Genomic DNA, 21327 nt, shown 5'->3' with positions numbered 1-21327 from the left:
AGCCCTCGATCGCATCCATTTGGTGAAAATCACGGCGTCATGCGATAGACCGCGCCGTCGCCCACTGACAAGAACCAGATCGACCCGTCCGGGGCCTCGACGATGTCGCGCACCCGCGCGGTCTCAGGCCCTTTGATCTGCTCAACCTCACGCACAGGCGATCCGTCAAGTCGGGCGATATAGTCGAACTTCAACGACCCAACGAACAGGTTGTCTTTCCATTCGGGCCAGAGCTTGCCGGAATAGACCAGCAACCCAGACGGCGCGATGGACGGATCCCAATAGTGTTCAGGCTGTTGCATCCCCGATTTCGAGGTGCCTTCACCGATTTTCTGGCCTGAGTAGTGCACGCCATAGGAGATCACCGGCCATCCGTAATTCGCGCCGGGTTCTACCAGATTCACCTCGTCACCACCCCGCGCGCCATGTTCCGACACCCAAAGCCGCCCGCGCGCATCCAGACCCGCGCCTTGCGGGTTGCGGTGGCCATAAGACCAGATCTCGGGCCGAACGCTGCTTTCGCCGATGAACGGATTGTCTGTGGGCACCGATCCGTCCCGATTGATCCGGATCACCGATCCCATATGCGTCAGCAAATCCTGCGCCGAAGGCCGGTCGCCCCGGTCGCCGATGGTGACAAACAGGCTGCCATCCTGCGCTTCAACGACGCGCGATCCGAAATGCCGGCCACCGGACCCGCCGGGTGTGGCCTCAAAGATCACCCGCAGGTTGGTCAGTCGCGCTCCGCTTTCAGTAAGCCGCGCCACTGCCAGAGCGGTGCCCGCACCGCCGTTTTGCGGCTTGGAGTAAGTCAGGAACATCTCGCGGCTCTGGGCAAAATCCCTTGGAATGGTCACGTCCAGCAACCCGCCCTGCCCGCGCGCTGCGACCTTGGGCACACCGCGTACCGCCTTGGCTTGGCCGTCTTTGACATAGAGCAACTCGCCGTCTCGCTCGGTCACCAGGAAATCGCCATCCGGCAGGATGCCAATGGCCCAAGGCGTATCCAGGCCGCCGATCTGTTTGGTCAGAGTGACCGGCCCCGCGCTGGTTTGGAGCGTATCAGCCATGGCACCGGGGACGAACAGGATCAGAAGCAGTGACGAAACAAGTCGGAGCATTTCAAACCTCTTGCAAGCGGGACAAGCGTTCCAAAGAACAAACCTATCAAAGCAAATAGTTTTAGCCTGCGTAAAAGCACGTTTGCGTTAAGACTTTTCTTTTGCGAACGGCTTGCCTAGGGTCTGTCGCAGAAGAAGACTATGACAATAGGGAGTAACACAATGAAAAAGCTGCTGACAGCAACCGCAGCAACTGCTCTGCTGGCGGGCACCGCTATGGCAGACGATGTCAAACTGGGCATCCTTTTGGGCTTTACCGGTCCGATTGAATCGCTGGCCCCGGCCATGGGATCAGGCGCCGAGATGGCGATTGCCGAGGTCACCGAATCCGGCAAGCTGCTGGACGGCACCACAGTGACCGGTGTGCGCGCCGATACAGGCTGTATCGATAACGGTCTGGCCACGTCCAATGGTGAACGCATGATCGCCGATGGTGTCGCAGGCATTATCGGCGGTGACTGCTCGGGCGTGACCGGGGCGATCCTGCAGAACGTGGCGATTCCGAACGGTATGGTGATGATCTCGCCCTCGGCCACCTCGCCGGGTCTGTCGACCATGGAAGACAATGGCCTGTTCTTCCGCACCGCTCCGTCGGATGCGCGTGAAGGTCAGGTGATGGCAGACATCCTGAATGATCGCGGCATCAGCTCAATCGCGCTGACCTATACCAATAACGACTACGGCAAGGGTCTGGCGGACGCGATCCAGTCCTCTTTCGAGGCATCGGGTGGTGAAGTGACCATCGTTGCCGCGCATGAGGACGGCAAGGCCGACTATTCCGCTGAAGTGGGCGCGCTGGCCTCGGCGGGTGGCGACATTCTGGTCGTCGCAGGCTATCTGGACCAGGGCGGTCTGGGCATCATCCAGTCGGCGTTGGACAGTGGCGCTTTTGACACTTTCGGTCTGCCCGGTGGCATGATCGGAGATTCGCTGCCAGCCAATGTCGGGCCTGACCTGAACGGCTCGTTCGGTCAGATCGCCGGTTCGGGCGGTGAAGGCGCTGAGAAGTATTTTGCCATGGCCGAAGCCGGTGGCTTTGACGGCTCGTCGCCCTATTCGCCGGAATCCTATGACGCCGCGGCGTTGTTCATGCTGGCCATGCAGGCCGCAGGTTCGACCAACCCGGCCGATTATGCAGCCAAGGTCATGGACGTGGCCAACGCACCGGGCGAAAAGATCTATCCCGGTGAGCTGGCCAAGGGTCTGGAGCTGTTGGCCGCGGGTCAAGAGATCGACTATGTCGGTGCCTCGGGTGTGGAACTGATCGGCCCCGGTGAAAGCGCAGGCTCTTACCGCGAGATCGAAGTCACCGACGGTGAAAACACAACCGTCAACTTCCGTTGATCCTGCGTAAACGATCATAAACACAAGCAGCCCGGGCCTTGTGCCTGGGCTGTTTCAGTGACAAAAGGCGCCACCTTTCTCAGGGTCGGGGCAATAAGAACGCCAAACAGGGCGGCAAGGGGATATGATGATCGTCGTCGAAGACGTGCACAAGCATTTCGGCGGGTTTCATGCGGTGGACGGGGCATCGCTGGAAATCCAGGAAGGCTCGATCACCGGGTTGATCGGACCAAACGGGGCCGGGAAAACCACTCTGTTCAACGTGATCGCCGGGGTTCTGCCCCCCACCAGTGGCCGGGTCTTCATGGATGGCGAAGATATCACCGGCCTGCCACCGCATGATCTGTTTCACAAAGGTCTGCTGCGCACGTTTCAGATTGCGCATGAGTTTTCCTCGATGAGCTGTCGCGAAAACCTGATGATGGTGCCCGGCGCGCAATCGGGAGAGTCGCTGTGGAACACCTGGTTTGGTCGCAAACGCATCGCCGATGAAGAGCGCGCTTTGAAGGCCAAGGCCGATGAGGTGCTTGAGTTTCTGACCATCGAACATCTGGCCGATCACAAGGCCGGTCAGGTCTCGGGTGGGCAGAAAAAGCTGCTGGAGCTTGGCCGAACCATGATGGTGGACGCCAAGATCGTGTTTCTGGATGAGGTCGGCGCGGGCGTGAACCGTACCCTACTGATGACCATCGCCGACACGATCCTGCGTCTGAATGCCGAGCGTGGATATACCTTTGTTGTCATCGAGCATGACATGGATTTCATCGGCAAGATCTGTGATCCGGTGATCTGCATGGCCGAGGGCAAGGTGCTAGCCCAGGGCACGCTGGATGAGATCAAGGCCAATGAACAGGTGATCGAGGCCTATCTGGGCACCGGTTTGAAAAACAAAGACAAACTGGAGGCCGGGGCTTGATGGATGTGATCCAAATGAGCGCCTGCGGCGCGCTTTGTTGTGCGGGATGGGGGCCCTGCCCCCAAAACCATTGGGATACTTATGGCCAGACGACAGGGGATCCGGTTTATGGGTGAGCCTTTTTTGATCGGTGACACCATGACCGGTGGCTATGGCAAGGGGCCGGATATCCTGCATGACTGCACTATTGCGGTGGATGCCGGTGAGATTGCAGTGATTGTCGGGCCCAACGGGGCGGGCAAGTCGACGGCGATGAAGGCCGTCTTTGGGATGCTGGACGTGCGCGCCGGTGCGGTGCGGCTGGATGGCGAGGATATCACCGCGTTGTCGCCGCAAGATCGGGTGGTCAAGGGGATGGGGTTTGTGCCGCAGACCTCGAATATCTTCACCTCGATGACCGTGGAAGAAAACCTTGAGATGGGCGCGTTTATCCGAACCGATGATTTCTCGGACACGATGGAGCAGGTGTTCGACCTATTCCCCATCCTGCGCGACAAGCGGCATCAGGCGGCCGGAGAGCTGTCGGGCGGGCAGCGTCAGCAAGTGGCTGTGGGCCGGGCGCTGATGACCCAGCCCAAGGTGTTGATGCTGGATGAACCCACGGCCGGGGTTTCCCCCATCGTGATGGATGAGCTGTTCGACCGGATCATCGAAGTTTCGCGCACCGGTTTGCCGATCCTGATGGTCGAGCAGAACGCGCGTCAGGCGTTGGAGATTGCCGACAAGGGCTATGTGCTGGTTCAGGGGCGGAATGCCTATACGGGCACCGGTAAGGAGCTGTTGGCCGATCCCGAAGTGCGCAAGAGTTTCTTGGGGGGGTGAGGATGAAAGCCTGCTTTCTAAGTGTCTTTCTTTCATGTTTTCTTGCTTGCGTCGTCTATGCCGAAAACTCGACTCCCGAAGCGACGCGTTCAGACACTCAAGTTGTTCTCCGTTGCGAGTTCGAGGATCAGCGAACGATTCTGCTATCAGCTTCCGATCATGAGGTAACTTGGAGTGAGAACGGCATTGAATCCCCGACAAGTGATTTGACGCATGTACGGATTACGCATGACCCATTGTTGACAGTATTTACCTATGGTGTGGGCATTGGAAGCCAGAGGCTCGATGTATTCCAAGGCGTTTTCCACGCAGAGAAGCCCAGCTATGAAGTTGGTACTGCGATCCTGAGCGAAACTCTTGTTGGGAGGGATAAGCTGTTTGTAAGGAGCGTTGAGGGATTTTGCCAAACGGAGGAACACAACTAATGGACTTCCTCAACGCCCTTGTGGCGCTCTCCAACTTTGTTCTTGTTCCCGCGATCGCCTATGGCAGCCAGTTGGCGCTGGGTGCTTTGGGGGTGACGCTGATCTATGGCATCCTGCGGTTCTCGAACTTTGCCCATGGCGACACGATGGCTTTTGGGGCGATGATCGCGGTTCTGGTCACCTGGGGGCTGCAGGCCGCCGGGTTCAGTTTCGGGCCGTTACCGACCGCGCTGCTCGCCCTGCCCTTTGCGATTCTGGGTTGTATCATTCTGGTGCTGATCACGGACCGGCTGGTTTACAGGTTCTACCGCGAACAAAAGGCCAAGCCCGTCATTCTGGTGATCGTGTCGATGGGTGTGATGTTCATCATGAACGGGTTGGTGCGTTTTGTGATCGGGCCGGATGATCAGCGGTTCTCGGACGGGGCGCGGTTCATCGTGTCGGCGCGGGATTTCAAGGAAATGACCGGGCTGCGTGAGGGGTTGGCGATCAAGACCTCTCAGGGCATTACGGTGATCGTGGCCGTTCTGGCGGTGGCGCTGCTGTTCTGGTTTCTTAACAAGACGCGCACCGGTAAATCGATGCGGGCCTATTCCGACAATGAGGATCTGGCGCTGCTGTCCGGCATCAATCCCGAGCGGGTGGTGATGATCACCTGGATCATCGTGGCGGCATTGGCGACCACGGCAGGTGTGCTTTACGGGCTGGATAAGAGTTTCAAACCTTTCGTTTATTTCCAACTGCTGCTGCCGATCTTTGCCTCGGCCATTGTGGGCGGATTGGGCAACCCTCTGGGTGCCATTGCGGGCGGGTTCATCATCGCCTTTTCCGAGGTGACGATCACCTATGCCTGGAAGAAAGTGCTGACCTATCTGGCCCCCGAAAGCCTTGAGCCTTCGGGATTGGTGCAGTTCCTGTCGACCGATTACAAATTTGCGGTCAGCTTTGTGATCCTTCTGATCGTGCTGCTGTTCAAGCCCACGGGTCTGTTCAAAGGGAAAGTGATATGAGCGAGCCCGTCAAAAACACGCTGCTCTTTGTTGTGGTCGGTGCGCTGATCCTATTGACCGGCTTCACGCAGAGCTGGAACGCGGCGATCCTGATCCTGAATATGGGGCTGATCTCGGCCATCATGGCCATCGGGGTGAACCTGCAATGGGGGTTTGCGGGGCTCTTTAACGTGGGTGTCATGGGCTTTGTGGCGCTGGGCGGGCTGGCAGTTGTGCTGGTTTCGACGCCACCAACACCCGGCGCATGGTCGTCGGGCGGCTATGGCATAGTGCTGGCCCTGCTGTTGGGGGCCGCGACCGTGGTGGCGGCTGTTCTTGTTGCGACGCGGATGGCTACGGGCCGTATGCGGACGCTGACCATCATCGGAATTCTGATCGCGGGGTTCTTTATTTATCGTGCCGTGTTCGACCCCAGCGTTGCAGGCGTTGAAGCCATAGATCCTGCGATTGCGGGCAATCTGGGCGGGTTGAACCTGCCGGTGCTACTGGCCTGGCCTGCGGGGGGCTTGTTGGCTGCCGGGGCGGCGTGGCTGATCGGGAAAACGGCGCTGGGGCTGCGCTCGGACTATCTGGCGATTGCAACGCTGGGCATTGCTGAGATCATCATCGCCATCATGAAAAACGAAGACTGGCTGGCCCGGGGCGTAAAGAATGTTTACGGCATCCCGCGCCCTGCCCCCGTGGTCGGCTATGAAGTCGAACTACAACAAGACCCGGCCTTCCTTGCGCGGGCCGAGTGGTTCGGGCTGGACCCGGTCACCGCGTCGACCCTGTCGGTAAAGCTGGGATATTCGCTGCTGTTCATGATCGTTCTGCTGGTCTTGCTGTGGATGGCGCAAATGGCATTGAAAAGCCCGTGGGGCCGGATGATGCGGGCCATTCGCGACAATGAGGTCGCGGCCGAGGCGATGGGCAAGGATGTCACCCGCCGCCATTTGCAGATCTTTGTTCTGGGCTCGGCCATTTGCGGTATCGCGGGTGCGATGATGACCACGCTGGATGGCCAGTTGACCCCGAGCGCCTACCAGCCCTTGCGGTTCACCTTTCTGGTCTGGGTGATGGTGATCGTTGGGGGATCGGGCAACAACTTTGGTGCGGTTCTGGGTGCGTTTCTGATCTGGTTCCTTTGGGTTCAGGTCGAACCCATTGGGCTGTGGCTGATGAACCTGATTACGGCAGGTCTGCCGGATGGAAGCGCGTTGAAGGCACATCTGGTGGAAAGCGCTGCGCATATGCGCCTGTTTACGATGGGACTGATCTTGCTGATTGTCCTTCGGTTCAGCCCACGGGGCCTTATCCCCGAAAAATAGACGAAACATCGCCTCAGTCATACAAGCCGCGCCGATCAACGGCGCGGTTTCTTGCTATTTGGTTAATAAAATACTAATGCAGGAACGCACCACTCAACGGCTCTGGCCTATTTGGCCAGTTGTTAAAGATCGCCCTGTTAACTTGGAAAGCCTTGTTTCGTGATGAAGAAATCGCTCACCTTCTCTCTTCTGGCATCGGCTGCTGTCCTGATCGCTGCATGTGTCCCCAGCCCGTCCGACTTTGAGACAACACCCGTTCAGGTTTCAACATCCAAGGGCGTCGTGACCTGTCAGCTCTATCGCCTGGATCGCGTAGACTGGGATCGCGCGATTGATTTCCCGGCAACCAAAATGACGGTGCCCGAAGCGGATCAGATCTGCCGGGATGAAGGACTGCGGATCAAGAATTCCTAAGCTCTCAGGCTCGCCTATCGGTTCTTGAACAATCCCCCCAGAATGCCGCGAACTATGCGGCGTCCGGTTGTGCCTTTCAGCTCTTTGATCACAGCCTCACTCATGGCGGTTGCGAAGGTGTCCTTTTTCCGGCTGACACGAGACGAAGATCGTCCGACGCGGCTGCCGGAATAACGCCTTGCCGAGGCGTATTCGCGTTCTGCAGGCGATTGGCGTTCGAATATGTCGTCAGCCTCAGCCGCCTCGGCCTCTTTTGCGGCGGCATCCGCACGGGCCTGAAGGATTTCAAAGGCTGACTTACGGTCCTTCACGGCATCGTATTTTCCGGCCATCGCAGAGCCTGTCATGATTGCGGCCCGGTCTTTCTGCGTGATCGGACCAAGCTGCGACCCCGGAGGGCGGATCAGCGTACGCTCGACCATACCTGGGATCCCCTTTTTCTCGAGCATCGAGGTCACGGCTTCGCCGACGCCCACTTCGCGAATGGCGGTTTCGGTATCGAAGGCCGGGTTCTCGCGATAGGTCTCGGCAGCCAAGCGCAGGTTCTTGCGATCCTTGGCGGTAAAGGCGCGCAGCGCGTGTTGAATACGATTGCCCAGCTGCCCCAGAATATCTTCTGGAATATCTGCCGGGTTCTGCGAGATGAAATAGACCCCAACACCTTTGGATCGGATCAGACGCGCAACTTGCTCGACCTTGTCGACCAGCACTTTGGGCGCGTCTTCGAACAGCAGATGAGCTTCGTCAAAGAAAAAGACCAGCTTTGGTTTTTCCGGGTCGCCGACTTCGGGCAATTCTTCGAACAACTCGCTGAGCAACCACAGCAGGAACGTCGCATAAAGACGCGGTGCGCCCATCAGCTTGTCGGACGCCAGAATGTTGACCATTCCATGCCCGTTTTCATCTGTCCGCATCAGATCTGACAACTCCAGGGCTGGCTCACCGAACAACCGCGTCCCGCCCTGGTTTTCAAGCACCAACAAACGACGCTGGATTGCCCCGATTGATGCGGTGGACACATTCCCGTAACGCAGCGATAGCTGAGACCGGTTCTCGCCGATCCAGACCAACAATGCCTGCAGGTCTTTCAGGTCCAGCAGCGGCAGACCGTCCTCATCAGCGACGCGGAAGGCAATGTTCAGAATACCCTCTTGTGCCTCCGACAGCTCGAGCAGACGAGACAGCAGCAACGGGCCCATTTCTGTGACAGTTGTACGCACCGGGTGGCCCTGCTCGCCGAACAGATCCCAGAACGTGACCGGGCAGGCAGAATAGGCAAAATCAGGCAGACCGATCCGTGTTACGCGATCCATGAATGCTTGATGCAACTTATGCGTTTCACTCCCGGCAAGGGCCAAGCCAGACAGGTCTCCTTTGATGTCCGACAGGAAGACAGGAACGCCTGCTTTCGAAAAGCCTTCGGCCAAAATTTGCAGCGTTACCGTTTTGCCGGTTCCTGTTGCCCCGGCGATCAAACCGTGGCGGTTGGCATAGTTCAAAGACAGCCCTTGCGGCTGCCCATAGTCCTGACCAGCGCCGCCCACAAAAATCTTGTTTTCCATACTATTCTGTCCCAAAGCTCAACGGTTTGGTGCAAGCATACAAAGTTAACCTTTGCCTGCGATAGTCATTTTGTTTTCTCGCGGGGTTACCCCCCAAAAGAAGGCAAACTTCCTCCCTGTCGACTGGCCGTGCCTTCGGGCACGGCTTTTTTCTGCCCTGAACCCTAAAAACCTCTGTAACAACAGATTAAATTTCGAGGATAACAGTTGACCGAGCGCCACCCCTTTCGTAACGTCTGCGCATAAATAAGTCGGCCAGTCCGACGGGGAGAACTATTATCGAAAAGGGGGCTGGTCGAACGGCTCCCTTTTTGGCGTTTTTGACGGCAACTCGCGTAGCGCAGAATTAAATTTGCGGAGCCAAAATCGTTCATTTTTACTAGCTATGCACGGTTTGAACCTGACACCGCCCCGCCGCGATGGTAGACCGAAAAAAACAGAGATCAGCAGCATGAGGCAATTATGATCAGGACCCTTCTCCCACTCTCGGTGGTCGCCACAGTGGTTTGCACTGGAATTGCTACCGCACAGGAAGCTTCCGACAACGGAACCGGCCTGGACCTTGGTCAAACAGGTCCACGAATTGGCGAGCAATACGTAAAAGAAGAATCCGGTTCATGGAACATTTCTTGCATCAAAGCGGAAACCGGCGAAGATCCCTGCGCCATGGTTCAAATCCTGAACGGGCCCCGGGATGAACCGATCGCAGAGGTGACGATTGGCAAGCTGCCTGAAGGCAATGCCGCCGTCGCTTGGGCCAATGTCATTGTGCCGCTTGAAACACTCTTGCAAGCTCAACTGGCCATGTCGATCGATGGTGCTCCGCGCAAGCTCTACAATTATCACCACTGCATCCCGGTCGGGTGTGTCGCGCAACTGGGCCTGACCCAGGGTGATATTGATGCGATGCGGTCCGGGTCTTCCGCCATACTCTCGCTGGTGCCGGCGCGCGCGCCCGATCAAATTCTGGATATGGAAATGTCTTTATCCGGCTTCACCGCCGCATTTGATCAGATCGGCGTATCGCTCAACTGATTCTACCCATCTGAACAGAAAGCCGTCAGCCTATCTGACGGCTTTCTCATATTCGTTTGAGCGCAAGCACCGCGTTCAAGCCACCAAACGCAAACGCGTTGCTGATCGCAACATCAACTTTTGCCTCTCGCGCATCGTTGGGAACAACATCAAGCGCACATTCCGGGTCAGGCTCTTCATAGCCGATGGTCGGAGCGATGACCCCTTCACGCAGCGCCATGATACAGGCCAAAAGCTCGACCGCGCCGGTACCCCCGATCAGATGTCCATGCATGGATTTGGTCGATGAAATCATCAGATCATCCGCGTGCTGGCCAAAGACATCCGCCACCGCAGCACATTCGGTCTTGTCATTGGCCGCCGTGCCTGTGCCGTGGGCGTTGATATAGCCAACCTGACTGGCGTCCAAACGCGCATCCGCCAAGGCGCCGGCCATCGCGCGTGAGGCGCCTTGCTTGCTGGGCATTACGATGTCGGCTGCATCCGAAGACATGGCAAACCCCGCAACCTCGCACAGAATATCTGCCCCGCGAGCACGCGCATGTTCGTACTCTTCGAAGACAAAAACGCCCGCGCCTTCACCCTGCACCATGCCGTTGCGATTCGCACTGAAGGGGCGGCAGGCGTCTTTGGACATCACCCGTAGCCCCTCCCACGCCTTGACCCCACCAAAGCAGAGCATCGACTCGGACCCGCCCGTCAACATGGCCGGTGCGGCACCGCTGCGCACCATCTGAAACGCCAGAGCCATGGCATGGTTTGACGAAGCGCAGGCGGTAGAAACGGTAAAGCTGGGCCCTTTGAGGTTATATTCCATCGACACATGGCTGGCGGCCGCGTTGTTCATCAGCTTTGGAACAACAAAAGGATGCACCCGGTTTTTACCATCCTCATAGACCGAGCGGTAATTGTCGTCCCAAGTCGAAACACCGCCCCCGGCAGTCCCCAGAACCACGCCGGACCGCGCGGCCAAATCGCCATGGAACACAAGGCCCGATTGCTCAATCGCCTCTTTGGCTGCGGTCAGCGTGAACTGCGTGAACCGATCATAGAGTGACATTTGCTGGCGGTTGAAACGGCCCTCGGCCTCGAACCCGCGTACCTGACCGCCGATCTTGATCGCCAGACGTTCAACATCGCGAAACTCAAGCTCGGTGATCCCGCAGCGACCTTCCCGCATCGCTTCAAGCGTGTCCGGCACCGAATGGCCCAGCGAATTGATCGTGCCGGCGCCTGTGATGACAACGCGTTTCATCGTCTATGTCAGACCTTTTCCGCCACAAGCTTTTCTATGCCTGCGATAATGGCCGCCACATTTGTGATGTCAAAATCGCTGGCGCTGGGTTCGTTGGCGTTGAAGGGGATCGAAATATCGAACTCTTCCTCAATAGCGAAAATGCTTTCGACCAGACCAAGACTGTCGATGCCCAGATCTTCCAGCGTGCTGTCGGGGGTCACATCCGATGGCTCCAAAACGGCCTGCTCTGCAATGATTGCGATAACGCGGTCGCTGATGCTCATGTCGATACCCTGATTTTCTTGTTGGGCATGATTTAATCGCTCGTGCCCGGTTTGAAAACAGCCTTTTTGAGCGCTTCGATGTCGCGGGCCAGCCGAGGCAGTCTGCGTTGCGACTTATAAATCTCGGTATGGCTTTCCATTTTGACACCCGGATACCCCATGATGACGCGGCCCGCAGGTACGTTGGACAGGATCTTTGTACCACCACCCGAAATCACACCGTCACCGATAAAGATGTTATCGACCACGCCGGTTTGTCCACCCAGGACCACGTTATTGCCGATCTCGACCGAGCCCGACACACCGGTTTGCCCGCAAAGCAGACAATCGCGTCCAACGCGTGTGTTGTGACCAACATGAACGAGGTTATCCAGTTTCGACCCATCACCGATGACCGTATTGCGAATGGTGCCGTTATCGATCGTGCAATTGGACCCGATCTCAACATCGTCGCCGATCTGAACAGCCCCCAGCGAGTGAATCCGCATCCAGCTTTGCGCTTTTGCATCACCCTGATCACCCATTGTCTTGCGCGCGTTTTCTGCGCCCGAAACCTCTGGTGTGACATAGCTGAACCCATCCCCGCCCACGCGTGCGCCGGGTTGCGCGATGAAACGGTCGCCGATCTGTGCGCGCGCGCCGATGCTGACCATCTCGCGCAGCAGCGCATTCTCGCCCAGAACGGCATCCATACCAACAGTAGCATGGGCCCCTAGGATCGAACCCGATCCGACCCGCGCCCGGGCGCCAATCACCACAAGCGGGCCGATTGAGACGTTTTCGCCAATCTCGGCTGTCGGATCAATCACGGCAGACGGGTGGACACCCGGAACGACACCCTGCCCGCGATCCATCATCGCGGTAACACCCGCCATCGCCCGGCGTGGGCGTGCAACAAAGATGGCGGCTTCAAGCCCAAGCGCCTTCCAATCAGCCCCGTCCCACAATACCGCCGCACGGGCGGTGCCACCGGACAGAGACTCGGCGTATTTAGGGGACATGGCCATCGCCAAATCCGTTGGTCCCGCGTCACCCGGTTCGGCGGCGCGCAAAACGGTCAGGTCGGTATTGCCTGCGGCCTCAACACCCAGGGCATCGGCGATTTGCTGAATGGTGAACTGCATGTGGGGCGTCCTTCTGGCAGGATTTGCGCCCCGTGCTTACCCCTGAACGTCCGGCAGGACCACCCCTGCCTTTTGCAACGCCTCCCAGATCTTGCGATCCCGGTCATAAACGTCGCGGCGATATTGAACCTCGCCTTTTGGGCCGATGAAAGCCGTGCGATAGATCAGATGCACAGGGATGGGCTGGTCCAGTTTGACCGTAGCTTCGCGCCCCGCATCCAGCACGCGGTGAAAAAACGCCTTTGGGTCTTCCTCTTGGACAGCCAACAAGGCGTAGGCGAACTCGAAGGGTTCCGCAAGTCGAATACACCCGTGCGAGAACGCCCGAACCTCACGCGCGAACAGGTTTTTCTGAGGCGTATCATGCAGATAGATGTTGTACTTGTTGGGGAACATGAATTTCACCAACCCCAGCGCGTTGCTGCGGCTGGGTGGTTGACGCATCGCAAACGGGAAGTCACGCGCGGTGAAAGTGGTAAAGTCAACAGCCCCGCGGTCGACCCGGCGGCCGCTACGATCAGTGATCTCAAGATGGCTGACCGCATTCGGGTTGGTCTGCAATTGCGGCAGATACTCTTTGGTGATGATCGAGCGTGGCACATGCCAGCTGGGATTGATCACCATATGCTCCATCACATCCGAAAATTCAGGGCTGCGACGGTCATGCACATTCTTGCCGATCACTGCGCGCGTTTCGAAGGTGATATGCCCGTCGTCGACGATCTTGGCCGAGAAATCCGCCTGATTCACCAGCACATGTCTGGGCCCGCTTTCATCAGGCAACCAGCGTTCCCGCTCCAGCGCGACCAAAACAGCACGCAGGCGGTCCGACGCGGGCCGGTTGAGCTCGGTCAGGGTGCCCTGCCCGGCCACACCATCCGCCGCCAATCCGTGCGCGGTCTGAAAGGCCTGTACCGCCGCCAGCAGGTTGGCGTCGAAGGCAGGGCTGGCTGTAGGCTTCATATAGCCCATCGCAACCAGCCGGTTGCGCATCTTGATAACTGCGGGACCCGTATCGCCAAGTTCCAACTTGGCCACTGGAACCGTCGGCCCCCAGCCGCCGTCGGCAATCAGCTGTTCCAATACCAATTTCTGCTTCATCAACGCGCGATACTGGCGCGACTGCGGCATCAAGGAATGGAAGTATTGTGTTGCGTCTGCTGAGGAAATTTCTCTCAGATAGTCCTGGGCCGAACGGTATTCGACCTCGCGCACCAAACCGTCGTCGATGCTGCCTGGTTTCAGGAACCCTGACTGCATTTGGGTGGCATAATCCACAAAAAGCTGGCTCAATTCCGCTTCAATCTGCCCCAGATCCCGCAGCGAGCGCGCAGTCTCAAGCCGGTTGACCAAAGCTTGCACATCGACACGCTGCGGCAGGCCATGCATATGGGCTGATGACAGGGCCCGGATCAGCCCTGCGCGTCGAGCGGCATATACCTCACCCTCACCGACCCAAATCGGTTCGAAACCCGTCTCGCGATAGAATGCAGCTATTTCGGACCGTTCTGACGATTGCTCGGCTACAGCCATGCGGAACGCGGTTCCTTCGGTCGCGGCCTGAGCAACCGAGGCGGCTGCCACGAAACAGGCTGCAAGTAAAGCACGGGTTGAAGTCCGAAAAACTGAGGTCATGGCATAGCCTTGGATCTTGAAACTGGAACGGCGCGAAAAAGGAGCGCCTGAAAATAATGTTTTCCTACGCAAATCTTGTCCATTCACAAGTACATCACCCAACGGTTCCTCTGTCACCTGATGCGCGTTTGCATCGCGACTGGAAAAATGCACGTTATAATTGCACAAAAACATCAATTGCGCAGAAATTTGCCGAAATTTCCCCCTTGCCAGCGGATTGTTCAAAGTTTCCTTGGCCCGCGAATCTGCTTGTGCCATACATTCTGCATCTGGGATGGGGAAAAAATTAAGACGGCGCGCGTAACATCGTGCGCAGGCAGGAACTAGTACGGGACGAAACAAAAATGACCACGAGCAGTTCTTCGGGCTTGACCCGACGTGCATTGTTGGGTGCGTTTGCAGCCACAGCCGTTGTTGCAGCCCCCACCTATTCAAACGCAGCAGGTTTTCTACGTGGCGGCGGGGATATCCGCCGCATCCGTATGTATTCGGGCCGCACGGGCGAGCGGATCGATATGGTATATTGGGTGGATGGCAAATACATCAAGGATGCCGTCAAAGAAGTGAACTACTTCATGCGGGATTGGCGCAGCGATCAGGTCAAGAAAATGGACCTGCGCACCATCGACATCATGGCTGCCTCTCACAATCTTCTCGATGTGAGCGAACCTTACATGCTGCTCTCGGGTTATCGCTCACCCCAAACAAACGCCATGCTGCGATCAAAGTCGCGCGGCGTTGCGCGTAACTCGCTGCATATGAAGGGCCAAGCGGCTGATCTGCGGCTGTCCTCGCGCTCGGTCACGCAAATGGCCAAAGCCGCCATGTCCTGCCGTGCAGGCGGCGTCGGAAAATATTACCGCTCGAACTTCGTCCATATGGATTGCGGAGATATCCGCACCTGGCGCGGCTAACCCAAAGCCATAGCCAATTACCCTCTCGAACCCCCGTCAGCCGAGCTGGTGGGGGTTTTGTTTTGCCTGTTTCAAAACGCCGGGAACAACAAAATGGTGAAATGGCGCACCTGAGAGGATTCGAACCTCTGGCCTCTGCCTTCGGAGGGCAGCGCTCTATCCAGCTGAGCTACAGGTGCGTTGGGGTTTAGCTACCCTCGTTCTGATTTGGGCGCAACTGCAAAACGCTGCGCGTGCGCCCCGTTTCTTCGCGCTCAGGCAAAGAGTTCATGGGCCAGTTCCAAGGCCTCGATCAGCGTGTCGACCTCATCTGTGGTGTTATAGAGCCCAAAGCTTGCGCGGCAGGTTGCCGAGACACCCAGATGATCCATCAACGGGCCTGCGCAATGGTGGCCTGCCCTTACAGCGACACCCTTTTTGTCAAGGATGGTCGAGATATCATGCGGGTGTCCTGCCCCGTCCAACGTAAAGCTGAAGATGGCGGCCTTGTTTGGCGTTGTGCCCTGAACCTGCAGCCAGTTGAGCCCGGTGAGGCGCTGCATGGCATAGTCGCGCAAACCCGCTTCGTGGGCCGCGATATTCTCCATCCCCAGGTCCATCATGTAGTCCAGCGCCACGCCCAGCCCGATGGTTTGGACAATGCCCGGTGTTCCGGCCTCGAACTTCATCGGCGGGTCATTATAGATGACCTGATCCTTGGACACTTCCTTGATCATGTCACCACCGCCGATAAACGGCCGCATCTCGGCCATGCGTTCGGATTTGATATAGATCGCCCCCGACCCTGACGGACCATAGAGCTTGTGGCCGGTGATTGCGTAGAAATCGCAGCCAATATCGGCGACGTTCACCGGCATATGGACAGCGCCCTGGCTGCCATCGACCAGCACGGGCACACCCTTATCATGCGCGCCCTGTGTGATCGCTTTGACGTCAACAACCGTACCCAAAACGTTCGAACACTGGGTGACCGCGACCAGCTTGGTGTTGGGACCAATCGCATCGATCACCGCTTGCGGATCCAGATGCCCCGTCGCATCCACATCGACCCATTTCAGAACGACGCCCTGCCGTTCTCGCAGGAAATGCCAGGGAACGATATTGGCGTGATGCTCCATCACACTCAGAACGATCTCATCATCCGCCTGCAGGCGTGGCATGGCCCAGCCATAAGCGACAAGATTGATCCCTTCGGTCGTGCCCGAGTTCAGAACGATCTCATCCTCGTCCGGGGCCCCCAGAAAGCGTGCGATTGTTCCGCGCACGGATTCGTATTTCTCGGTCGCGAGGTTCGACAGGTAGTGCAGCCCGCGGTGCACATTCGAATATTCATGCGCGTAGGCCTGCGTGATCGCATCGATCACCACCTGCGGCTTTTGTGCCGAGGCACCATTGTCCAGATAGGTCAGCGGCTTCCCATTCACCTCGCGGCTGAGAATAGGGAAATCGGCACGGATTTTCTGTATGTCGTACATGAGGATAAGTCTCTAGACCGGGCCGCCCGAAAACAGCATCAGAACAAAGGGAATGGCCACAACGCCCGAAATCAGGATCACCACGAAAGATCGGCCGAGCGAGTCAAACTTGTGCGCCTGATTGAGGAAATGCAGCGTGATGAACAGGCTCAACCCCAGCATCGCCAGGCTGAACGGCAGGAACAGGAAGGGCAGCGCCAAGCCGCAGATGATCACGAAGGCCTGGCCGACGATCTGCAGTAGTTGCAGCCAGATAACCAGTGTCATGATCTCATAAAAATTTGCGGTGCCACCCAGCAGACGGCCGACCAGAAGGAAAGAGGCCACGCTGATCAGGATCGCTGCGACCGAAACCACAAGCGTGCGCGACAGCGGTTCAGCGACCTGAAGCGTGTCGGGGCTCAGAGCGGGAAGCATGATGTTCGCGACAGATTGCAGCGCTGCGTTCAGGATCACGGCCAGCGAAAATGCCAGCCACAGGACGTCGCCGCCAAGCTTCATGGCCAGCAGGCGCCGAGCAGCTTCGGCCGGATTGGTCAGAGTGAGCCCGACAAGGTTCAGTAAAGATGCAGTATTCATGCCCTAACCCATAGCGATTGCTTCAGGCCAGACAACCAAAACCACAGAAAAACCGCCACCCAAAGCAGACCGGCCAGCGTCAGAGTTGGTCCGGGACCAATGAAACCGGCAACAAGACCGTTCAACAACACCAGCGGTGTCGAGGCCAGCAACGCCCAGAACAGCGCCAAACGCGCACCATAGCTGGACCCACTGCCACCGAACAAGCGAGCCACACCGTGTGAGATCCAGGCCAGCACGTAAAGCAGCAGAGGCAGGATAAAGACCGACCCCATCAGCGCGCCGCCCATCAGCATGTTCAGCTCAAGATCTTCCAGATGAGCCCGACGCGCCAGGCTGGGCAGTTGCGCCACAAAGCCGATCACGCAAAAAGCCATAACAAAGGCCAGCGCGCGATCTTCGCGCGGGCCCATCTTCATCAGACGCCCGACCACCCGGCCGGGCCCGCGATAGGTTGCAACGATATCAGTTGTGACAGGCATCAGCGGCGGCGGGACAGCCATCCTTGCAAACGCTCGACAATGACCTCTGACAGAGCCTCGTTTTCGATCTCGTCCACGGCTTCGGCCAGAAAGGCCAGCGTCAGCATATCGGTCGCATCCGCAACCGGAACGCCGCGAGAGCGCAGATAGAACAGCGCCGTTTCGTCGATCGCGCCCGAGGTCGAGCCGTGCGAACAGGCCACGTCATCGGCATAGATCTCTAGTTCCGGCTTGGCGAGGAACTGGCTGTCATCGTCCAGCAGCAGAGACTGGCTGATCTGATACCCGTCGGTCTTCTGCGCCCCCTCTTTCACAAGGATCTTGCCTTGGAACACACCGGTCGCGCCGTTGCGCAGCACTTTCTTGAAGACCTGACGACTCTCGCAATTCACCGCATCATGGGTAACGAACACCGTGTCGTCGTGATGGAAATCACCATCGCCAACACAAGCGCCGGCCACATGGGCCACAGCGTCATCGCCTGTCAGTTCCACAACCTGTTCATTGCGCGTAAGCACACCGTTCACGGTCAGAGTGAAGGATTTATAGACAGATTCCTTGCCCAGACGCGTGAACATATGGGTGGCCGCACGGCGCTGATGATCACGACCTTGCGCCCGGATGTGATGCAACGTGCCATTGTCGGCGATATCGATTTCCATGCACTTGTTAAAGCGCGAGGCTGCCGGGCCGTTTTCCAGAATGGTCACCTCGGCATCGCTTTCGACCCGCACGATATGGTGCAGGATGGCGTCCGAATCCTCGGAAGCATGGCGATAGACAAGATTGATCGGTTTCGACAGCTTGCCGATGACACGAATGGCCACACCATCCGACGCAAAGGCCGTGTTCAACGCAGCCAGCGGGCGCTGAACCGGCACCTGACCACGGGTTTCCAGAACGCCATAGAGATCCTTGGCCCAGTGGATATCCTTGCAGCAGATGTCCTCGAGCCGGTCAATCGAGACACCTTCAAGCGTCAGGTCGTCCGACTGCTCAGGGCTGAAAACACCGTCAATAAACACGATCTGAAGGCGTTCGAAGTCGTGGAAGATGTCAGGTTCTTCCCCGTCAAACAGCGCAGCATGGGGTGCTTCGACCGAAACCAAAGTGTCGGGCCGGGTATATTTCCAATACTCGTCGCGACGCCCGGGCAGGCCCATCTCGCGCACGCGAGCAATCGCTGCCTCACGCGCCTTTCTGGTGCAACCGGCATCCGGCAGGCTGAGCGCTGCCAGCCGCTCTTCGGTCGCAGTCTGTTTCGCTTGCGGTAAAGCCATCAGTTCACCTCGGCCAGAATGTCGGCATACCCGTTGTTTTCGACCTCAAGCGCCAGCTCGGGGCCGCCCGATTTGACGATCCGGCCATCGGCCATGATATGCACAACATCGGGTTTGATGTGATCCAGCAGGCGCTGATAATGCGTGATCACCAGGAACCCACGGCCCGCATCACGCAGCGCATTAACACCTTCGGACACCAGCTTCATCGCATCCACATCAAGACCCGAGTCAGTCTCGTCCAGGATGCACATCTTGGGTTCCAGCATGGCCATCTGCAGGATCTCATTGCGCTTTTTCTCACCGCCCGAGAAACCCACATTGACCGGGCGCTTCAGCATGTCAGCGTCGATCTTCAGCGATTTCGCTTTCTCACGCACCAGCTTCAGGAAGTCAGCGGCCGACAGTTCTTCCTGCCCACGCGCCTTGCGCTGTGCGTTCACGGCGGTCCGCAGGAAAGTCATGTTGCCCACGCCGGGGATTTCGACCGGGTATTGGAACGCCAGAAAGATACCCGCTGCTGCACGCTCTTCGGGTTCCATCTCCAGCAGGTCTTCGCCGTCCAGCGTTGCCGCGCCATCGGTGACCTCATAGCCATCACGCCCCGACAGCACATAGCTGAGCGTCGACTTGCCCGAGCCGTTCGGCCCCATGATCGCGTGCACCTTGCCGGCCTCGACGGTCAGATCAACACCTTTGAGGATTTCTTTCTCTTCTTCCTCAAGCTTCACGTGCAGATTCTTGATTTCCAGCATGTTTTATCCTTTTGCATCTCGCAGGGGAACCCGCAGGCTCCCAATGTATCTATTCGTCAGGGAAGTCGAGCTTAGCCCACAGATCCTTCAAGGCTGATCGCCACCAGTTGCTGTGCTTCCATCGCAAATTCCATTGGCAGCGCCTGCAACACGTCCTTGCAGAACCCGTTGACGACCAAGGCCACGGCCTCTTCCTCGTCCATACCGCGCTGGCGGCAATAGAACAGCTGGTCGTCATCCACCTTGGACGTCGTCGCCTCATGTTCCACACGGGACGAGTTGTTGCGGACCTCGATATAAGGCACCGTATGCGCGCCGCATTTATCGCCGATCAGCAGGCTGTCACACTGGGTATAGTTGCGACTGTCTTTGGCCTTGGGGTGCATCGACACAAGACCGCGATAGGTATTCTGCGCCTTGCCCGCGCTGATGCCTTTCGACACGATCCGTGACTTGGTGTTCTTGCCCAAGTGCACCATCTTGGTGCCGGTATCGGCTTGCTGATAGTTGTTGGCAATCGCGATCGAATAGAACTCACCCTGGCTGTCATCGCCGCGCAGGATGCAGGACGGGTATTTCCATGTCACGGCAGAGCCGGTTTCGACCTGCGTCCACATCACCTTGGACCGATCACCGCGGCAATCGGCGCGTTTTGTCACAAAGTTATAGATGCCGCCCTTGCCGTTCTCATCCCCTGGGAACCAGTTCTGAACGGTCGAATATTTCACTTCGGCATCTTCTTCGATGATGATCTCAACCACCGCCGCGTGCAGCTGCGCTGTGTCGCGCTGGGGCGCGGTACAGCCCTCCAGATAGGATACATAGGATCCTTTGTCGGCAATGATCAGTGTGCGTTCGAACTGACCGGTGTTTTCCGCGTTGATGCGGAAATAGGTGCTCAGCTCCATCGGGCAGCGCACGCCCGGCGGCACATAGACAAACGAGCCGTCCGAGAACACGGCCGAGTTCAGCGTGGCATAGAAATTGTCGGACACCGGCACAACCGAGCCCAGATATTTCTTGACCAGTTCAGGATGCTCTTTGATCGCCTCGGAAATCGAGCAGAAGATGACGCCTGCCTTTTTCAACTCGTCCTGAAAGGTCGTGCCGACCGAAACCGAGTCAAACACGGCGTCCACCGCAACCTTGCGGCCCTCGGTAGGCATGTTCTCAGCACCTTCGACACCAGCCAGAATCATCTGTTCTTTCAGAGGGATACCCAACTTTTCATAGGTCGCCAGCAGCTTGGGATCGACCTCATCCAAAGATTTGGGCTTCTCTTCCATCGATTTCGGGCGGGCATAGTAGTACTGGTCCTGAAAATCGATTTCAGGATAGTTGACCATCGCCCATTTGGGCTCTTCCATCTGGGTCCAGCGCTCGAACGCGGCCAGGCGCCACTCGGTCATCCATTCGGGTTCTTCATTCTTTTCCGAAATCAGCTTGACGATATCGGGGTTCACGCCTTTGGGGGCGTATTCCATCTCGATATCCGTTTCCCAGCCGTATTTATACGTGCTGACCTCGCGCACCGCATCCACGGTTTCCTGATCGACACCCTCTTTTACCTGGGTCTGGTCCAATGCGGCCATGTCTTACCCTC

Annotated in this window: 20 protein-coding genes and 1 tRNA gene; 8 read left to right on the top strand and 13 right to left on the bottom strand. The window is 57.7% G+C overall.

Annotated elements, in window-relative coordinates:
- Positions 1 to 29: 29 nt before the first annotated feature.
- Positions 30 to 1121 carry a PQQ-dependent sugar dehydrogenase gene (locus GOV38_RS02300; protein WP_171207475.1) on the bottom strand — a complete coding sequence of 364 codons (1092 nt, stop codon included), beginning with the start codon at positions 1119 to 1121 and terminating at the stop codon, positions 30 to 32.
- 162 nt (positions 1122 to 1283) lie between these two features.
- Here GOV38_RS02300 and GOV38_RS02295 point away from each other — a divergent pair, with 162 nt between their 5' ends.
- The 6 genes from GOV38_RS02295 (at position 1284) to GOV38_RS02270 (ending at position 7362) form a co-directional block, all read left to right on the top strand.
- Entirely contained in the window at positions 1284 to 2465 is a 1182-nt protein-coding gene (locus GOV38_RS02295) for an ABC transporter substrate-binding protein (RefSeq protein WP_171099031.1), read from the top strand.
- Positions 2466 to 2592: 127 nt separating this feature from the next.
- Positions 2593 to 3381, top strand: a complete 789-nt coding sequence (locus GOV38_RS02290; protein WP_171207474.1) for an ABC transporter ATP-binding protein — start codon at positions 2593 to 2595, stop codon at positions 3379 to 3381.
- A 108-nt stretch (positions 3382 to 3489) separates the two neighbouring features.
- Complete coding sequence (locus GOV38_RS02285) at positions 3490 to 4203, top strand: ABC transporter ATP-binding protein (RefSeq protein ID WP_171207473.1); 714 nt, start codon at positions 3490 to 3492, stop codon at positions 4201 to 4203.
- 424 nt (positions 4204 to 4627) lie between these two features.
- Entirely contained in the window at positions 4628 to 5638 is a 1011-nt protein-coding gene (locus GOV38_RS02280) for a branched-chain amino acid ABC transporter permease (protein ID WP_171207472.1), read from the top strand.
- On the top strand, positions 5635 to 6948 hold the full coding sequence (locus GOV38_RS02275; protein WP_171099042.1) for a branched-chain amino acid ABC transporter permease: 1314 nt from the start codon (positions 5635 to 5637) through the stop codon (positions 6946 to 6948). The genes GOV38_RS02280 and GOV38_RS02275 overlap by 4 nt, the downstream gene beginning before the upstream one ends.
- A 162-nt stretch (positions 6949 to 7110) precedes the next feature.
- The gene (locus tag GOV38_RS02270) at positions 7111 to 7362 is read left to right on the top strand and encodes a hypothetical protein (RefSeq protein ID WP_171207471.1); all 252 of its coding nucleotides are present in this window, start codon (positions 7111 to 7113) and stop codon (positions 7360 to 7362) included.
- A gap of 14 nt (positions 7363 to 7376) precedes the next feature.
- Here GOV38_RS02270 and GOV38_RS02265 read toward each other — a convergent pair whose 3' ends face one another.
- Complete coding sequence (locus GOV38_RS02265) at positions 7377 to 8924, bottom strand: helicase HerA-like domain-containing protein (RefSeq protein ID WP_171207470.1); 1548 nt, start codon at positions 8922 to 8924, stop codon at positions 7377 to 7379.
- Positions 8925 to 9386: 462 nt separating this feature from the next.
- On the opposite strand from GOV38_RS02265, the gene GOV38_RS02260 reads away from it, so the two are divergent.
- Positions 9387 to 9959: an invasion associated locus B family protein gene (locus tag GOV38_RS02260; RefSeq protein ID WP_171099047.1), complete on the top strand. Its 573-nt coding sequence runs from the start codon at positions 9387 to 9389 to the stop codon at positions 9957 to 9959.
- Positions 9960 to 10005: 46 nt separating this feature from the next.
- Here the strand turns inward: GOV38_RS02260 and GOV38_RS02255 are convergent, their stop codons facing one another.
- From GOV38_RS02255 to GOV38_RS02240, 4 genes are read right to left on the bottom strand one after another with little or no spacing between them, the layout of a single operon-like run.
- Positions 10006 to 11214, bottom strand: coding sequence for a beta-ketoacyl synthase (locus tag GOV38_RS02255; RefSeq protein WP_171207469.1), 1209 nt, complete (start codon positions 11212 to 11214; stop codon positions 10006 to 10008).
- An 8-nt stretch (positions 11215 to 11222) separates the two neighbouring features.
- Positions 11223 to 11480, bottom strand: a complete 258-nt coding sequence (locus tag GOV38_RS02250) for an acyl carrier protein (RefSeq protein ID WP_171099051.1) — start codon at positions 11478 to 11480, stop codon at positions 11223 to 11225.
- Between the two features lie 32 nt (positions 11481 to 11512).
- Positions 11513 to 12604, bottom strand: a complete 1092-nt coding sequence (lpxD, locus tag GOV38_RS02245) for a UDP-3-O-(3-hydroxymyristoyl)glucosamine N-acyltransferase (RefSeq protein ID WP_171207468.1) — start codon at positions 12602 to 12604, stop codon at positions 11513 to 11515.
- 36 nt (positions 12605 to 12640) lie between these two features.
- The gene (locus tag GOV38_RS02240; protein ID WP_171207467.1) at positions 12641 to 14239 is read right to left on the bottom strand and encodes a murein L,D-transpeptidase; all 1599 of its coding nucleotides are present in this window, start codon (positions 14237 to 14239) and stop codon (positions 12641 to 12643) included.
- A 344-nt stretch (positions 14240 to 14583) separates the two neighbouring features.
- Here GOV38_RS02240 and GOV38_RS02235 point away from each other — a divergent pair, with 344 nt between their 5' ends.
- Positions 14584 to 15153, top strand: a complete 570-nt coding sequence (locus tag GOV38_RS02235; RefSeq protein ID WP_171099057.1) for a DUF882 domain-containing protein — start codon at positions 14584 to 14586, stop codon at positions 15151 to 15153.
- Positions 15154 to 15255: 102 nt separating this feature from the next.
- Here GOV38_RS02235 and GOV38_RS02230 read toward each other — a convergent pair.
- From GOV38_RS02230 to sufB, 7 genes are all read right to left on the bottom strand, one after another.
- Positions 15256 to 15332: transfer RNA gene (locus GOV38_RS02230), tRNA-Arg, on the bottom strand.
- A gap of 75 nt (positions 15333 to 15407) precedes the next feature.
- Positions 15408 to 16628 (bottom strand): cysteine desulfurase, encoded by a 1221-nt coding sequence (locus GOV38_RS02225; RefSeq protein WP_171207466.1) that lies wholly within the window; start codon positions 16626 to 16628, stop codon positions 15408 to 15410.
- 12 nt (positions 16629 to 16640) lie between these two features.
- Complete coding sequence (locus GOV38_RS02220) at positions 16641 to 17207, bottom strand: Yip1 family protein (protein ID WP_171129541.1); 567 nt, start codon at positions 17205 to 17207, stop codon at positions 16641 to 16643.
- Positions 17204 to 17689 (bottom strand): YIP1 family protein, encoded by a 486-nt coding sequence (locus tag GOV38_RS02215; protein ID WP_171207465.1) that lies wholly within the window; start codon positions 17687 to 17689, stop codon positions 17204 to 17206. Before GOV38_RS02215 ends, GOV38_RS02220 begins: the two co-directional genes overlap by 4 nt.
- Positions 17689 to 18969 (bottom strand): Fe-S cluster assembly protein SufD, encoded by a 1281-nt coding sequence (gene sufD, locus GOV38_RS02210; RefSeq protein ID WP_171207464.1) that lies wholly within the window; start codon positions 18967 to 18969, stop codon positions 17689 to 17691. Before sufD ends, GOV38_RS02215 begins: the two co-directional genes overlap by 1 nt.
- Positions 18969 to 19724: a Fe-S cluster assembly ATPase SufC gene (gene sufC, locus GOV38_RS02205; RefSeq protein WP_171099077.1), complete on the bottom strand. Its 756-nt coding sequence runs from the start codon at positions 19722 to 19724 to the stop codon at positions 18969 to 18971. The genes sufD and sufC overlap by 1 nt, the downstream gene beginning before the upstream one ends.
- A 71-nt stretch (positions 19725 to 19795) precedes the next feature.
- Positions 19796 to 21316 (bottom strand): Fe-S cluster assembly protein SufB, encoded by a 1521-nt coding sequence (gene sufB, locus GOV38_RS02200; RefSeq protein ID WP_171207463.1) that lies wholly within the window; start codon positions 21314 to 21316, stop codon positions 19796 to 19798.
- Positions 21317 to 21327: the final 11 nt, after the last annotated feature.

The organism is Ruegeria sp. HKCCA5839 (assembly GCF_013035585.1).
Taxonomy (GTDB): Bacteria; Pseudomonadota; Alphaproteobacteria; order Rhodobacterales; family Rhodobacteraceae; genus Ruegeria.
Note: the sequence above shows the minus strand (reverse complement) of the source record. Positions and strands in the feature narration are given on the sequence as shown.

What these genes read in the sequence shown, in the direction of transcription:
- sufD (WP_171207464.1), bottom strand. Translation starts at nt 18,969, where the DNA reads ATGGCTTTACCGCAAGCGAAACAGACTGCGACCGAAGAGCGGCTGGCA.
- GOV38_RS02260 (WP_171099047.1), top strand. Translation starts at nt 9,387, where the DNA reads ATGATCAGGACCCTTCTCCCACTCTCGGTGGTCGCCACAGTGGTTTGC.
- GOV38_RS02225 (WP_171207466.1), bottom strand. Translation starts at nt 16,628, where the DNA reads ATGTACGACATACAGAAAATCCGTGCCGATTTCCCTATTCTCAGCCGC.
- GOV38_RS02240 (WP_171207467.1), bottom strand. Translation starts at nt 14,239, where the DNA reads ATGACCTCAGTTTTTCGGACTTCAACCCGTGCTTTACTTGCAGCCTGT.
- GOV38_RS02285 (WP_171207473.1), top strand. Translation starts at nt 3,490, where the DNA reads ATGGGTGAGCCTTTTTTGATCGGTGACACCATGACCGGTGGCTATGGC.
- GOV38_RS02220 (WP_171129541.1), bottom strand. Translation starts at nt 17,207, where the DNA reads ATGAATACTGCATCTTTACTGAACCTTGTCGGGCTCACTCTGACCAAT.
- GOV38_RS02295 (WP_171099031.1), top strand. Translation starts at nt 1,284, where the DNA reads ATGAAAAAGCTGCTGACAGCAACCGCAGCAACTGCTCTGCTGGCGGGC.
- GOV38_RS02250 (WP_171099051.1), bottom strand. Translation starts at nt 11,480, where the DNA reads ATGAGCATCAGCGACCGCGTTATCGCAATCATTGCAGAGCAGGCCGTT.
- sufB (WP_171207463.1), bottom strand. Translation starts at nt 21,316, where the DNA reads ATGGCCGCATTGGACCAGACCCAGGTAAAAGAGGGTGTCGATCAGGAA.
- lpxD (WP_171207468.1), bottom strand. Translation starts at nt 12,604, where the DNA reads ATGCAGTTCACCATTCAGCAAATCGCCGATGCCCTGGGTGTTGAGGCC.
- GOV38_RS02300 (WP_171207475.1), bottom strand. Translation starts at nt 1,121, where the DNA reads ATGCTCCGACTTGTTTCGTCACTGCTTCTGATCCTGTTCGTCCCCGGT.
- GOV38_RS02280 (WP_171207472.1), top strand. Translation starts at nt 4,628, where the DNA reads ATGGACTTCCTCAACGCCCTTGTGGCGCTCTCCAACTTTGTTCTTGTT.
- GOV38_RS02265 (WP_171207470.1), bottom strand. Translation starts at nt 8,924, where the DNA reads ATGGAAAACAAGATTTTTGTGGGCGGCGCTGGTCAGGACTATGGGCAG.
- GOV38_RS02270 (WP_171207471.1), top strand. Translation starts at nt 7,111, where the DNA reads ATGAAGAAATCGCTCACCTTCTCTCTTCTGGCATCGGCTGCTGTCCTG.
- sufC (WP_171099077.1), bottom strand. Translation starts at nt 19,724, where the DNA reads ATGCTGGAAATCAAGAATCTGCACGTGAAGCTTGAGGAAGAAGAGAAA.
- GOV38_RS02215 (WP_171207465.1), bottom strand. Translation starts at nt 17,689, where the DNA reads ATGCCTGTCACAACTGATATCGTTGCAACCTATCGCGGGCCCGGCCGG.
- GOV38_RS02275 (WP_171099042.1), top strand. Translation starts at nt 5,635, where the DNA reads ATGAGCGAGCCCGTCAAAAACACGCTGCTCTTTGTTGTGGTCGGTGCG.
- GOV38_RS02235 (WP_171099057.1), top strand. Translation starts at nt 14,584, where the DNA reads ATGACCACGAGCAGTTCTTCGGGCTTGACCCGACGTGCATTGTTGGGT.
- GOV38_RS02255 (WP_171207469.1), bottom strand. Translation starts at nt 11,214, where the DNA reads ATGAAACGCGTTGTCATCACAGGCGCCGGCACGATCAATTCGCTGGGC.
- GOV38_RS02290 (WP_171207474.1), top strand. Translation starts at nt 2,593, where the DNA reads ATGATCGTCGTCGAAGACGTGCACAAGCATTTCGGCGGGTTTCATGCG.